The organism is Geobacillus sp. WSUCF1 (assembly GCF_000422025.1).
GTDB classification, from domain to species: Bacteria; Bacillota; Bacilli; order Bacillales; family Anoxybacillaceae; genus Geobacillus; species Geobacillus zalihae.
The window spans coordinates 20,680-35,066 of the sequence record NZ_ATCO01000028.1; the positions used below are offsets into that span (position 1 = coordinate 20,680).

At 54.7% G+C, this 14,387-nt stretch carries 13 protein-coding genes and 1 pseudogene; all 14 read right to left on the minus strand.

From position 1 onward, the window contains the following. Window positions 1-44: 44 nt before the first annotated feature. Entirely contained in the window at window positions 45-863 is an 819-nt protein-coding gene (spo0A, locus tag I656_RS12195; protein WP_025038882.1) for a sporulation transcription factor Spo0A, read from the minus strand. A gap of 384 nt (window positions 864-1,247) precedes the next feature. Next, complete coding sequence (spoIVB, locus tag I656_RS12190; protein WP_015375368.1) at window positions 1,248-2,543, minus strand: SpoIVB peptidase; 1,296 nt, start codon at window positions 2,541-2,543, stop codon at window positions 1,248-1,250. 273 nt (window positions 2,544-2,816) lie between these two features. Continuing rightward, window positions 2,817-4,538 (minus strand): DNA repair protein RecN, encoded by a 1,722-nt coding sequence (gene recN, locus I656_RS12185; protein WP_033004872.1) that lies wholly within the window; start codon window positions 4,536-4,538, stop codon window positions 2,817-2,819. A 126-nt stretch (window positions 4,539-4,664) separates the two neighbouring features. Next, window positions 4,665-5,114, minus strand: coding sequence for a transcriptional regulator AhrC/ArgR (ahrC, locus tag I656_RS12180; protein ID WP_011231872.1), 450 nt, complete (start codon window positions 5,112-5,114; stop codon window positions 4,665-4,667). A 49-nt stretch (window positions 5,115-5,163) separates the two neighbouring features. Then, window positions 5,164-5,985: a TlyA family RNA methyltransferase gene (locus I656_RS12175; protein ID WP_020754125.1), complete on the minus strand. Its 822-nt coding sequence runs from the start codon at window positions 5,983-5,985 to the stop codon at window positions 5,164-5,166. Window positions 5,986-6,016: 31 nt separating this feature from the next. Then, window positions 6,017-7,909 (minus strand): 1-deoxy-D-xylulose-5-phosphate synthase, encoded by a 1,893-nt coding sequence (gene dxs, locus I656_RS12170; RefSeq protein WP_033004878.1) that lies wholly within the window; start codon window positions 7,907-7,909, stop codon window positions 6,017-6,019. 247 nt (window positions 7,910-8,156) lie between these two features. After that, window positions 8,157-9,050, minus strand: a complete 894-nt coding sequence (locus I656_RS12165; protein WP_020754127.1) for a polyprenyl synthetase family protein — start codon at window positions 9,048-9,050, stop codon at window positions 8,157-8,159. A gap of 3 nt (window positions 9,051-9,053) precedes the next feature. After that, a complete protein-coding gene (locus I656_RS12160) occupies window positions 9,054-9,284 on the minus strand; it encodes an exodeoxyribonuclease VII small subunit (protein ID WP_012820585.1) in 231 nt (76 codons plus the stop codon). After that, window positions 9,281-10,627, minus strand: a complete 1,347-nt coding sequence (xseA, locus tag I656_RS12155; protein ID WP_011231877.1) for an exodeoxyribonuclease VII large subunit — start codon at window positions 10,625-10,627, stop codon at window positions 9,281-9,283. Before xseA ends, I656_RS12160 begins: the two co-directional genes overlap by 4 nt. An 11-nt stretch (window positions 10,628-10,638) precedes the next feature. Beyond that, window positions 10,639-11,492: pseudogene (folD, locus tag I656_RS0114855) on the minus strand (bifunctional methylenetetrahydrofolate dehydrogenase/methenyltetrahydrofolate cyclohydrolase FolD). A gap of 59 nt (window positions 11,493-11,551) precedes the next feature. Then, the gene (gene nusB, locus I656_RS12150) at window positions 11,552-11,944 is read right to left on the minus strand and encodes a transcription antitermination factor NusB (protein ID WP_011231879.1); all 393 of its coding nucleotides are present in this window, start codon (window positions 11,942-11,944) and stop codon (window positions 11,552-11,554) included. A gap of 191 nt (window positions 11,945-12,135) precedes the next feature. After that, a complete protein-coding gene (locus I656_RS12145) occupies window positions 12,136-12,537 on the minus strand; it encodes an Asp23/Gls24 family envelope stress response protein (protein ID WP_015375374.1) in 402 nt (133 codons plus the stop codon). A gap of 10 nt (window positions 12,538-12,547) precedes the next feature. Continuing rightward, window positions 12,548-13,903, minus strand: coding sequence for an acetyl-CoA carboxylase biotin carboxylase subunit (gene accC, locus I656_RS12140; protein ID WP_015375375.1), 1,356 nt, complete (start codon window positions 13,901-13,903; stop codon window positions 12,548-12,550). A gap of 15 nt (window positions 13,904-13,918) precedes the next feature. Next, a complete protein-coding gene (gene accB / locus I656_RS12135; RefSeq protein WP_369770200.1) occupies window positions 13,919-14,335 on the minus strand; it encodes an acetyl-CoA carboxylase biotin carboxyl carrier protein in 417 nt (138 codons plus the stop codon). Between the last annotated feature and the right edge of the window lie 52 nt (window positions 14,336-14,387).

Genomic DNA, 14,387 nt, shown 5'->3' on the forward strand with positions numbered 1-14,387 from the left:
CGATTGCGGAGCGTCTTGCTGCTTTGGCTATCATTCGTTTTCCGTTACGATGCCTTATGCTCAAGCCGGAGCTTATCGGCCACCATGGCGATGAATTCCGAGTTTGTCGGCTTTGCCTTCGAGACGCTCACCGTATAGCCGAACAGCGAGGAAATCGATTCGAGGTTGCCGCGGCTCCAAGCGACTTCGATCGCATGGCGAATGGCGCGCTCGACGCGGCTGGCGGTCGTGTTGTATTTTTTCGCGATGTCCGGATAGAGCACTTTCGTGATGGAGCCGAGCAGTTCGATGTCGTGGTACACCATCGCGATCGCTTCGCGCAAGTACAGATAGCCTTTAATATGCGCCGGGACGCCGATTTCATGGATGATGCTCGTAATGCTCGCATCCAAATTTTTCGGTTTGTTGTCGCGCGCCTGGTAGGCAGAGCCGGTTTTTCTGACCATCGGCGCCGTTTTGCCATGAATCTGCCGAATGTGATGGACCAAATTCTCCATGTCGAACGGTTTTAAAATGAAGTAGGAAGCGCCGAGTTCCACTGCCTTTTTCGTGACATCCTCCTGGCCGAACGCCGTCAGCATAATGACGCTCGGCTGATGCTCACAACCTGCGCGGACTTTCTCAAGCACAGCCAACCCATCCAAGTGCGGCATAATGATGTCCAGAAGCAAAATATCCGGCCGCTTTTCCTCGAGCATATGAAGGCAGTCTTGGCCGTTATACGCCGTGCCAATCACCTCCATGTCCGGCTGACTCGAGATATATTCGTCAAGCAATGTCACCAATTCGCGGTTATCATCGGCAATGCACACCTTAATGCTCAAAACGATCGTCCTCCCCCACTTTTTCTTGCTATGTAACATTCCGTTAACGTACATTCGACAACAGCAGCAAAAAATCCTTTTATTTTTCAAAAAATAAAAATTATAACAAAAAACGAGCTCATTAGACAATATTCGTTTTCACCAGCGATGCGTTTGTCGAAAAATCTTTACAAATTTCATTTTAACGGATGTTTCACCAAATATCTATGCCAAACCGGCAAAATTTTTGCCGCCTTTTTTGAAAAATTTTTAATGGCAGCCTAACCAATATGGCGGGATCAATCAAGCCGCTCACAGCATTTCGAAACATTGGCCTTGGGATGATCAGGAAGAGATGAATGGTGACCAAATCATCACTCGTCATTTCACCAAATATACGCAAGAATCGAATGTTGGCTGCCGGGAAAAAGCGAGCCGACTTTGTCAGCTCGCTTTCTTTTGTTTGCCGTATAGATCGATGCCTGCCTCTTGCAGCATCCACTCAATGTGGACGCCATAGCCGGATGTCGGATCGTTCACGAAAACGTGCGTCACTGCGCCGACGAGTTTTCCATCCTGAATGATCGGACTGCCGCTCATCCCTTGGACGATGCCCCCTGTTTTCTTTAACAAGCGCGGGTCCGTGACGCGAATCACGAGGCCTTTGGTCGCCGGAAATTTCTGCGGAATGGTGCTGACAATTTCCACGTCAAACTGCTCGACTTTGTCGTTTTCCACCACTGTCAATATTTTTGCCGGTCCTTCTTTCACTTGGTTCGCCAAGGCAACCGGGATCGGTTTTGTGAACGGACCGTTCGGCAGTGGCTTTGTAAGCTTGCCAAAAATGCCAAACGGGCTGTTGGTGGTGATCGTGCCGATCACTTCTTCGCCGTCGGAAAAGCGGGCTAATTTTTCACCTGGATTGCCGCTCGTCCCTTTTTCGATCGATGTAACGGTCGAGCGCATAATTTGCCCGTTTTGCACGACAATCGGCTTTTTCGTATCCATGTCAGAGATGACATGGCCAAGTGCGCCATATGTTTTTGATTTGGGGTCGTAAAATGTCATCGTCCCGATGCCGGCGGCCGAATCGCGAATGTACAGGCCGATGCGGTACACATCGTCATGCCTGTCTCTCAGCGGAACGAGCTTCACCGTCATGGAGTGCTGATCGCGCAGAATTTTTAGATGAAGCGGTTTTCCCGTTTTGCCGGCCTCCTCGATGAAAGGGGAGAGGTCGCTCATGTTTTCGATTTTTTGGCCGTTAATGCCGATAATGATGTCGCCGACTTGAATGCCGGCTGCCTCTCCCGGCGATTTTTTCCCGTTTTCGGTTTCGACAAGGTGGTAACCGACGACAAGAACGCCGACGGTATTGAGCTTGACGCCGATCGATTGTCCGCCGGGAATGACTTTGAGCGTCGGCAGCACGTTGACATCCACTTGCTTGATCGGCATTCCGGCAACCTGCAACACCATCGTTTCATGTCCGCGGCGTTTCGCCTTTACAGACAGAGAACCGTTTTTTCGCTCAATATTGAGCGTTTCGGGAGCGTTTCGGTCATTGACGGCCGCTTGTACGGGAAGGGAAGCGGCAGGAAATTCAACCGCATCGCCTTCAAACAGGACAAGCTGCTTCGGAATTTGCCAATATTCCTTCATCGGTTTGGAAAAAGCGATGGCCGTCAATATACCAAGGAGAAGCACTCCTGCGACTTTTCGCGCCGTTTCTTTATTCAATGTCGTCCACTCTCCTCGCTCCCGCCTACACCATGCCAAAACGGTTACAGTTTTAATTTTGCCTGAACCGGGGAAAATATAATCGCCCTGCCGATAAAAAAGCTGCCCGGAATTGGATGGACTTGCATCCGGACAGCCGCGCGGCTTTTTGCTTATCTTTATGAAACACCGTAGTTCTCTTAAGGAAAGCGAGCGCCAAGTGAGAACAGGCAGGCGGAATCGGCCCGCTTTGAGAGGGATGCACCTCCCCTCGACGAACAGGGGAAACAGGAATCAATGTTTCATTTTCGCCGCCAGTTCCAACAGCTCTTTGGCATGCCGTTTCGTCAATTCCGTCATCTCGACGCCGGAAATCATCCGCCCGATTTCTTTCACTTTCTCCTCCTCATTGAGCTTCCTCACGACTGTTTTCGTCCGTTCCCCATCCGTCTCTTTGGCGATCAACAAGTGCGTGTCCGCCATCGCAGCGACTTGCGGCAGATGGGAAATGCAAAGCACTTGCGACTGGCTGGCGATGTGGTAAATTTTTTCCGCCATCGCCTGGGCGACGCGTCCGCTGACACCGGTGTCGACCTCATCAAAAACAATCGACGTCACTCCTTGATGTTTGGAAAAAATCGTTTTCAACGCCAGCATAATGCGCGACAGCTCGCCGCCGGAAGCGACTTTGACGAGCGGTTTTAACGGCTCGCCGACGTTCGTCGAAATGTAAAACTCGACGACATCGATGCCGTCTTCTTGGAACCTAACCGGCACGCCGTCGACCAAGGGGGCGTCAAGCGATCCTTCGCGCTTGGCAAATACGATGTCAAATTTCGTTTTGTCCATGTACAAGTCTTTCAGTTCTTGATGAATGCGCTCAATCAGGCGCTGGGCATATGTTTGCCGAACAGCGGTGACGTTTTTCGCCTCCGTAAGCAACTCGTCCGTCACCAGAGCGAGCTGCTGCTTAAGCTCATGCACATGCGTTTCGCGATTTTCGATTGTCTCGATTTCCTCGGCGATCGTCTCGGCATAGTGCAAAATATCGGCGATCGTCGCCCCGTATTTTCGTTTGAGCTGCCCGATTTCCGCGAGACGGCTTTCAATGGCATCGAGCCGCTCTGGGTCGTACTCCATCTCCTCAATTTGATCGCGCAGCTTGTACATGACTTCCTCGAGCAAATAGTAGCAGTTCGACGTCGTTTCATGCGCATCTTTGAGCGCTGCATCCATGCCTGCGACGTCATCGAGATGGCGCATCGCCTCCCCGATCGAATCAAGTCCGCGTCCCTCTCCGGAGAGGGCCTCATAACTTTTCTGCAGCGCGGTATAAATTTTTTGAAAATTGACGATGCGAACTTTTTCCTCCATCAGCCGCTCGTCCTCGCCCGGCTCGAGCGCCGCCTGTTCGATTTCGCGCAACTGAAACGTCAACAAATCAAGCCGGTGCGCCATTTGCTGTTCATTTTCGCTCAGCTTTTTCAATTTTTTTCCGAGCTCCTCATACCGCTCGTAGACGGCGCGGTAGCGAGCAAGCGCCTCTGCTGCCTCTAGGCCGCCGAACTCGTCTAAAAGCGGCAGATGGCGGGACGGATCCATCAGTTCTTGATGTTCATGCTGGCCGTGAATATCCACAAGCGTCGCCCCGATGTCGCGCAGCACCGCCGTCGTGACGAGCTTGCCGTTAATGCGGCAGACGCTTTTGCCGTTGGCGAAAATATCGCGGCGCAACACGATCATGCCGTCGCTGGCGTCGATGCCAACGTCTGCGCATTTTTGCCAGCATGGATGGCGGTCATCATCAAGCAAAAACAGCCCTTCGATTTCCGCCTTTTCCGCCCCAAAGCGGACAAATTCAGCGGAGCCGCGTCCGCCGATCAACAAATGAATCGCGTCGATGATGATCGATTTGCCGGCTCCCGTTTCGCCGGTTAACACCGTCAGCCCTTTGTCGAACGACAACGAGAGCGACTCGATAATGGCGAAATTTTTAATCGACAGCTCGGCGAGCATTTCACCACTCCTTGCCTGTCCGATTGATTCCACTTTTGATTATAGCACGTATGTTCGGATTTGCAAACGAGGACCGCCCTGTCGTTCCGTCCTTGAACGCAGAATGGGAGCTGGGCCGGTCCTCGCCTAGAGCATGGACAACAGCTGGTCGGACACTTTTTCCGCATCTTTCGGCGTCCGGCAAATGATCAGGCACGTATCGTCGCCGCAAATCGTACCGACGATTTCGTTCCAATCCAAATTGTCGAGCAAGACGCCGACGGCATGGGCGTTGCCCGGCAACGTCCGCAACACAAGCAAGTTGCCCGTTCCGTCAAGCTTCACAAACACATCAACAAGCGCCCGCTTCAGCTTTTGCAGCGGATTGAAGCGCTGGTCGGACGGAAGGCTGTACTTGTAGCGTCCGTTGGCCATCGGCACTTTGACGAGCTGCATTTCTTTAATGTCGCGCGAGACAGTCGCTTGGGTGACGTTAAAGCCAGCTTCTCTCAGCCGGTCGACAAGCTCGTCTTGCGTTTCAATGTCATGGTTCATAATGATTTCGCGAATTTTAATATGCCTTTGCCCTTTGTTCACACTGCGCCACCTCTTTGCTTGCAAAATGCCACGCTGTTGTTTCCCGCCTCTATTCGCCATGCCCCTCTGTCCTGTCGCCACGTAGATGGGCGTGCGCCTCACGTACGATATGTGCGATCGGCATCGTCAGACGGTTTTCCCCTTTGCGATTTTCTCCCGAATAAACGGCGTGAAGCAAAAACTCAATGTTGCCATCGCCGCCGGTAATCGGTGAATACGTTAAATGAAGAACATCGAACCCTTCCGCACAGGCGAATTGAATGATCGATTCGAGCACTTCCTCGTGAATGTTCGGGTCGCGAACAATCCCCTTTTTGCCGACCTTTTCCCTGCCGGCTTCAAACTGCGGCTTGACGAGCGCAATCACATCGCCGCCCGGCACCATGACCGTCTTGACGACCGGCAAAATGAGCCGCAGCGAAATAAACGAGACATCGATGACAGCTACTTCCGGCAGCCCTTTCGTAAACTGATCCGGCGTCACGTAGCGGAAGTTCGTCCGCTCCATCACAACGACGCGCTCGTCTTGACGCAGCTTCCAAGCAAGCTGGTTGTAGCCGACATCGACGGCATACGTCAGCTTCGCCCCATGCTGCAAGGCGCAGTCGGTGAAACCGCCGGTCGACGCGCCGATGTCAAGAACAATTTTATTTTCCACGCGAATATGAAACTCGCGCAACGCTTTTTCCAGTTTCAACCCACCGCGGCTGACGTACGGAAGCGGGTTGCCTTTCACCTCAAGCGGAATGTCAACCGGCACTTTTTCCCCGGGCTTATCGAGTCGAACGTCGTTTGAATAGACAAGCCCGGCCATGATCGCCCGCTTCGCCTTTTCTCGCGTTTCCGCCAGCCCTCGTTCGACAAGCAGCACATCGAGCCGTTCTTTTTTTTCCTTTCATGTCTCAAGCCCTTTTCTGTTTTCTTGGCACCATCGTTTTGATGCGGTCGATGATATGGGTCGACGTCAGCCCGATTTCATTGAGCAGCTCGCTGACGCTTCCATGTTCGATAAAGCGGTCCGGGATGCCCATCCGTTCGATGACCGCTCCGTGATAACCATGATCATGAGCAAACTCCAACACAGCACTGCCAAAGCCGCCTTGCAGCACCGCCTCTTCGACCGTTAAGATCGGCAGGCGGCTCTCAAGCAGTTCGTGAAGCATCGCCACGTCCATCGGCTTCAAAAAGCGAGCGTTGACGACTTTCACCGATATGCCGTCTTTCGCCAGCTCGTCGGCCGCCTTAAGCGCCATCGAAATCGTCGTGCCAAACGTCAAAATCGCCGCATCGCAGCCGTCGCGCAACACTTCCCACGTGCCGATTGGGATTTCTTTCAGCTCCTCATCAAGCGGTACGCCAAGCCCGTTGCCGCGCGGGAAACGCATGGCGATTGGCCCGTCGTCGTAGCGGATGGCGGTGTACACCATGTGCTGTCCTTCGTTTTCGTCTTTTGGCATCATCAACACCAAGTTCGGCACATGGCGCAAAAAGGCGATGTCAAACACCCCTTGGTGCGTTTCGCCGTCCGCCCCGACCAACCCAGCACGGTCAATGGCGAAAAAGACATTTAAGTTTTGCCGGCATACATCATGGACGACTTGGTCATAGGCGCGCTGCAAAAATGTCGAATAAATGGCCAAAAACGGTTTCATCCCTTGCGTCGCCAATCCAGCCGCAAGCGTTGTCGCATGCTGCTCGGCGATGCCAACATCAAACATCCGATCGGGGAACTCGCTTGCGAACCCTTCCAGCTTCGAGCCGACCGGCATCGCCGGCGTAATCGCGACGATGCGCGGGTCGGTGCGGGCGAGCCGGCGCACGGTTTCGCTGACAAGCGCGCTCCATGACGGACCTGCCTCTTTCGTTTTGACAAAAGCGCCGGTTTCGATTTTGTACGGCCCTGTGCCGTGCCATGTGCCGACTTTGTCGTTTTCCGCCGGACTGTACCCTTTTCCCTTCTTCGTGATGACATGGACAAGCACGGGGCCTTTCATCTTCTTCGCATAGCGCAAGTTCTCAAGCAAATCCTCAAAATCGTGGCCGTCGACCGGGCCTAAATACGTAAACCCGAGCTCTTCGAAAAACACGCCGGAGACAAGCAAATATTTCAAGCTGTCTTTCAGCCGCTCGGCCGTCGCCGCCAGCTTGCCGCCGACCGCTGGGATGCGCTTGAGCAGCAGCTCCAGTTCATCTTTCACCCACTGGTATTTGCCTGCGGTGCGCAACCGACCGAGGATGTTGTGCAACGCGCCGACGTTCGGGGCGATCGACATTTCATTGTCGTTTAAGATGACAATCATATCCGTTTTCTCATGCCCGATATGGTTGAGCGCCTCAAGCGCCATGCCGCCGGTGAGCGCCCCGTCGCCGATGATCGGCACGATGTATTCATCCGTCCCTTTCAAATCACGGGCGATCGCCATTCCCATCGCCGCCGACAGCGACGTCGAGCTATGGCCCGTTTCCCACACGTCATGCTCGCTTTCGCTCCGTTTCGGGAATCCGGACAGCCCTTTGTATTGGCGGAGCGTGTCGAACGCGGCGGCGCGTCCGGTCAAAATTTTATGCACGTATGACTGGTGTCCGACATCCCAAATGAGCTTGTCTTTTGGGCTGTCGAATTCGCGGTGGAGGGCGATCGTCAGCTCGACGACCCCTAAGTTCGGGCCGATATGTCCGCCTGTTTTCGACAACTTCTCAATTAAAAACCGCCGAATCTCGGCGCTTAACCGTTTCAGCTCAGGAATGGACATGTTTTTGACAACGCGCGGATGGTCAATTTTTGTCAAGTCCAACAAAGATCACTCGCTTTCATTCTGTCGTTCTCCGAGCCGTTTCTCCTCGTACAGGTAGTATTATTATACATGATCCGGCGCGAAAAATCGACTTTTCCCGCCAACGCAGCCCGTCACCACTAGGACGCGTTTTGTGGTGTATCTATAGAACTTGCGGCGGCCGCCCGGCGGAAAACAACCAAAAAAACAAGGCCGCCTCCGCCCCGAAGGAAAGCGAACAACGGGAACAAGAGGCGGCCGCCCCGCATCAGTGGTCGCGGACCGCGACAAGCTCGCAAATGTAGGCCAGCACCGCGTCATCGATTTTGGCTTGCTGCAAATGGCGCTTCGCGGCGTCAATGTGAAACGCCAGTTTCTCTTTAGCACCGCCTAGCGAAAGAAGCACCGGATATGTCGCCTTCTTGTTGTCGCGGTCGCTGCCGACTCGCTTGCCGATTTTTTCTTCCATTCCTTCAATGTCCAAAATATCGTCGCGAATTTGAAAGGCGAGGCCTAAATGTGCGGCGAACTCGTTGAGTTCGCGCGTCTGCCGACCATCGGCGCCGCCAAGCAGGGCGCCGGCGTGCACGCTGTATTGCAACATTTTCCCCGTCTTATGGCGGTGGATGTATTCCAGTTCCGCAAGCGCCAGCGTTTTTCCTTCCGCCTCCATATCAGCCGCCTGTCCAGCGACCATGCCTTCCGGGCCGGCCGCCTTCGCGAGCTGCTCGATGAGCTGCAGCCGGACGGAAGGCGGAACGCGGTCGTCATCAACCTCGGCGATCAATTGAAACGCATACGTAAGCAAGGCGTCCCCGGCCAAAATGGCCATCGCCTCGCCGAACACTTTATGGTTCGTCGGTTTGCCGCGCCGCAAATCATCGTTGTCCATGCTTGGCAAATCATCATGAATGAGCGAGTACGTATGGATCATTTCAATGGCGCAAGCGACTGGCAGACCGATCGCCGGGTCTTTGCCAAGCGCTTGGATGGTCGCCAGCAACAAAAGCGGGCGGATTCGTTTGCCGCCGGCCTCAAGCGAGTAGGCCATCGCCTTTTTCAGCGTCTCCGGCCCACGAAGCCGCGCCATATAGGAGGAAAGCGCCGCCTCGACGGCCCGTTTTTGTTCGTTGAGAAACTGTTCAACCGAAAGCTGCGCCACCCGTCACTCCTCCTCCGGCGAAAAAGGGACAAGCTCGCCGTCTTCACGCAGCATGTACTCCAACTGTTTCTCCACATGCTGCAATTTATCATGGCAAAGCTTGGACAGTTTCATGCCTTCTTGAAAAAAGGCGATCGCCTCCTCAAGCGGCACGTTCCCTTCCTCGAGCTTTTCGACGATTTCCTCCAGTTTTTTCATCGCTTCTTCAAACGTCATCTCTTTTTCTTCGCTCATACGTGTTTTTCCTCCACTCCCGTCACTTGACAATCGACTCGTCCGTCTTGAACTTGAATGGAAAGATGCTCGCCGATTCGAAGCTGGTTCGTTCGTTTCACGAGCTCGCCCTGCTCATTGTACACCAAGCTGTAGCCGCGCTCCATGATGCGAAGCGGACTGAGCGCCTCAAGCCGGGCGAGGTTGGAGCGAAAGCGGAACCGATGGCGCTCCACCGCGGTGCGCATCGCTTTTTCCAGCGCATTGGCGGCCGCCTTTTGCCGTTCTTTCATCCGCTCAAGCTCTGCAGCTGGATGGTGCCGCCATAGTCTCATGTCAAGCTCATGCAACCGCTGACGATGTTTGTCGACGAGCCGTTCGCGTTGGCGGCTAAGCCGCTCAAGCAACGCATCAAGCTGCTGTTCTTTTTGTTCATAGAGCCGCTTGGGATAGCGGAATGCGTAGGATCCTTGCAGCCGGCGAAGCTGCTCTTTATCAGCGGCAAGCTGCTCTTTCATGGCGCGGATGAGCCGCCATTTCCGCTCGGCGAGCCGCTCAGCGAGCTCCCCAACATGCGGCGCCGCCATCTCAGCTGCTGCCGTCGGCGTCGGCGCCCGCAAATCGGCGACAAAGTCGGCGATCGTAAAATCTGTTTCATGGCCGACAGCGGAAATAATCGGTATTTTTGAGGCGAAGATGGCGCGAGCGACGATTTCTTCATTGAACGCCCACAATTCTTCGATCGAGCCGCCGCCGCGGCCGACAATCAGCACATCAACCCCGCCGAACGAATTCGCCCGCTCGATGGCGCGCACGATGGAGGGCGCCGCCCCGTCCCCTTGAACGAGCGCTGGAAACAAAATGACTTTAGCGAGCGGATAGCGGCGGCGAATCGTCGTCATAATATCGCGCACCGCCGCTCCAGTCGGCGATGTAACGACGCCGATGCAGCGAGGGAAGGCTGGAAGCGGCTTTTTATGGACCGGCGAAAACAACCCTTCCGCCTCGAGCCGCTGCTTCAGCTGTTCGTAGGCTAGATAGAGGCTTCCGACACCTTCCGGCTGCATTTCTTTGACATAAAGCTGATAGTTGCCGTTCGGTTCATAGACGGAAATTTCCCCGCGCGCGAGCACGTTCATCCCATCTTCAGGGCGGAACGGCAAATGCTGGTTGTAGCCGGCGAACATGACGGCGGCAATGCGTCCTTGGCTGTCTTTCAACGTAAAATACATATGGCCGCGCGAATGCTGCTTAAAATTCGAAATCTCGCCCTTCACCCATAGATCGCGCAAATGCGGGTCGACATCGAACTTGCGTTTGATGTACTTCGTCAACGCCCCGACCGTCACATATTTCACTTCCACTGATCCTGCCCTCACTTTGCGGCCAGCTGCCGTGCCGCTTCAATCGTGTTGTGCAAGAGCATTGTAATCGTCATCGGCCCGACTCCACCCGGCACCGGCGTAATATAGCCAGCCACTTCTTTCACAGCGTCAAAATCGACATCGCCGCACAATTTGCCGTTCTCAAGCCGGTTGACGCCGACGTCGATGACGACCGCCCCGGGCTTGATGTGTTCCGGGCCGATGAGGCGCGCCTTGCCGACAGCGACGATCAAAATGTCCGCCTGCCGAGTGATGGCGGCCAAATCCGGTGTTTTCGAGTGAGTGTAGGTGACGGTGGCATGTTCGCGCAAAAACAGCTGGCCAACCGGTTTGCCGACGATGTTGCTTCGGCCGACGACGACGACGTGCTTGCCGGCGATGTCAATGCCGGCCGATTGCACCATCACTAAAATGCCATGCGGAGTGCACGGGAGAAACGCCCGTTGGCCGATCATCATTTTTCCGACATTGATCGGGTGAAACCCATCGACATCTTTTTCCGGTGCGATCGTTTCAATGACCGACCATTCGCAAATGTGATCCGGCAGCGGCAGCTGCACTAAAATGCCGTGCACCGCCGGATCGACGTTTAACTCGCGGATTTTCGCAAGCAGCGTCTCTTCGTCGATCGCCGCCGGAAACGTGTAAAGGAACGAGCGAATGCCGACCTCGGCGCACGCTTTTTGTTTTCCTTTTACATACGAATGCGACGCCGGATCGTCGCCGACTAGAATGACGGCCAGCCCCGCTCAACGCCATCCGCTTTCAACTGTGCGGCTTCATCCGCCAATGCGGTGCGAATCGTCCTCGCCATCTCCGTTCCGCTAATGATTTGTGCTGTCATCGTGTTTCGTTCCCCTCTCCTCGTTCATCGTTCAATATCAGCCCGCGATGCAGCCGGTTTTATTTTTGCAGCGCCGCCTTCACTTTCGAAAGCACGCCGTTGACAAAACTTCCGGATTTCCAATCGCCGAATTTTTTCGCCAGCTCGACCGCCTCATCGAGGCTGACGCTTACCGGCACATCATCGGCGTATTTCATCTCGTACGTCGCCATGCGCAAAATGGCGCGGTCAACGTTGGCGACGCGTTCAAGCGTCCATTTTTCCAAATTGGCGCGCAACAGCTCGTCAATCTCCTCCTGGTGCTCGACGACGCCAAAGACGAGCTGGCGCAAAAACGGGTCGATGTCGCCGCCGCCCGTGACATTGTGGAGCGCCTCGTCTGGTGGAATGCGTCCGACATCGATTTGAAACAGCGCCTGCAACGCCTTTTCCCGTGCTTCATGCCGCTTCATGGCGGTCCCCCTTTCCAAAAAACGAACATTCACAATGAAATCATATCATATTTTTCGGAAAAAGCCAGCCTTTTCCCACAAATCATTCGCGTTGCCGTTGGTTGCGCCATAACGGCCTCGTTCATTACAATAACAAACTTTGGCCAAAAAAACAAAAAGGCAGCCGCCGAAAAAGCAACTGCCTTGCGAGATCACTGTTCGATGACGCCTTGTTCCTGCTTGCCGCCCTCAAACTGGATGCCAACGATATGAACGTTCACTTCGCTCGCCTCGAGGCCGGTCATGTTCCAAAGCGCCTGGCGCACATTTTCCTGCACCTTTTTCGCCACGTTCGGAATCGATGCGCCAAACTGGACGAGGCAATAAAGATCGATGACGACGCCGTCGTCGCGCAAATCAACCTTGACGCCTTTGCCATGGTATTTCTTTCCAAACCGCTCGGCGACGCCGGCGGCAAAATTGCCGCGCATTTGCGCGATGCCGTCGACTTCTGACGCCGCGATGCCAGCGATCACCTCAATCACTTCCGGTGCAATTTCCACCTTGCCGAGCGCCGGGTATACTTGCTCTGTTTCAAAGACATGCTCAGACATAAGGCACCTCCTATTCCGCCTTCATAATATCATATAACTCCAAAAACTTCGTATTAAACTCACCGCTTTGAAATTTCTCATGCTCCATTAATTTTATGTGGAACGGAATCGTTGTATGAATGCCTTCGATGATAAACTCCGAAAGCGCCCGTCTCATGCGGGCGATCGCTTCCGCACGCGTCGGCGCATGAACGATCAATTTGGCGATCATCGAATCATAATACGGCGGGATCGTATAGCCTGGATAGGCGGCGGAATCGACGCGCACGCCCGGGCCGCCCGGCGGCAGGTACATGGCGATTTTCCCCGGCGACGGCATAAAGTTTTTCGCTGGATTTTCGGCGTTGATCCGGCACTCGATCGCCCAGCCGTTAAACGTGACGTCCTCTTGGGTGATCGACAGCTTTTCACCGGCGGCGATGCGGATTTGCTCCTTGACCAAATCGATGCCGGTGATCAGTTCCGTGACCGGATGCTCGACTTGAATGCGCGTATTCATCTCCATGAAGTAAAATTGTTTGTTCCGGTGGTCATAAATAAATTCAACCGTACCGGCGCCGGTGTAGTTGACCGCTTTCGCCGCCTTGACCGCCGCCTCGCCCATCTTCCGGCGCATCTCGTCGTCAATGGCCGGCGACGGCGCTTCCTCGACCAGTTTTTGCAGCCGGCGCTGGATCGAGCAGTCGCGCTCACCGAGATGAATCGTATTGCCGTACGAATCAGCGAGCACTTGAATTTCGACATGGCGGAAATCTTCGATATATTTTTCAATATAGACGCCTGGGTTGCCAAACGCCGTCGCCGCTTCCTGCTGGGTGATGTTGATACCTTTGACGAGCTCTTCTTCGTTGCGGGCGACGCGGATTCCTTTCCCGCCGCCGCCGGCCGTCGCTTTAATGATGACCGGATAGCCGATCTCTTCGGCAATCGCCCGCGCCTCATCAAGGCTTTCGATCACCCCGCGCGACCCAGGCACGATCGGCACCCCCGCCTCGCGCATCGTCTCGCGAGCGATGTCTTTCATGCCCATTTTTGCAATCGCTTCCGGACTTGGGCCGATAAATGTCACGTTGCATTCACGGCACAGCTCCGCGAACGCTTCATTTTCCGCCAAAAACCCGTAACCGGGATGGATGGCGTCACAGCCAGTCAGCGTGGCGACGCTCATAATGTTTGTGAAATTTAAATAGCTGTCTTTCGAAGCGGTCGGCCCGATGCAGTACGCCTCATCAGCCAGCTGCACGTGCAAGGCGTCGCGGTCGGCTTGCGAAAAGACAGCGACCGTCTCAATCCCAAGCTCGCGGCAGGCGCGGATGATGCGGACAGCGATTTCCCCGCGGTTCGCCACCAACACTTTTTTGATCATCGTCCGTTCTCTCCCTTATTCAGGCTTGACTAAAAACAACGGCTGGCCATATTCGACGAGCTGGCCGTTTTGCACCAACACCTCGACAATTTCGCCATCGACTTCCGCTTCAATTTCATTAAACAGCTTCATCGCCTCGATGATGCAAACGACCGTATCTTTTTTCACTTTGTCGCCCGGCTTCACATACGGCGGCTTGTCCGGCGCCGGCGCTGCGTAGAACGTGCCGACCATCGGCGAAGTAATTTGATGCAAGTTGCCTTCCACAGCCGGCTTTTCTTCTTTGACTACCGGCGTTTCCGCTTTCGGTGCCGGCGCTTCTGAGGCCGCTGCTTGAACGGGAGCAGCTGCCGAAGCCGGTTCGACCGCTGCCGGAGCGGCAGGCGCCGGCGGCGGTCGAACCGGCTTCGGCAGCTGCTCCCGTTCAAGCAGCGGCCTCAGAAGCGCCGGCACCGAAAGCGGAAACGCCGGTAGTCAAAGAAGA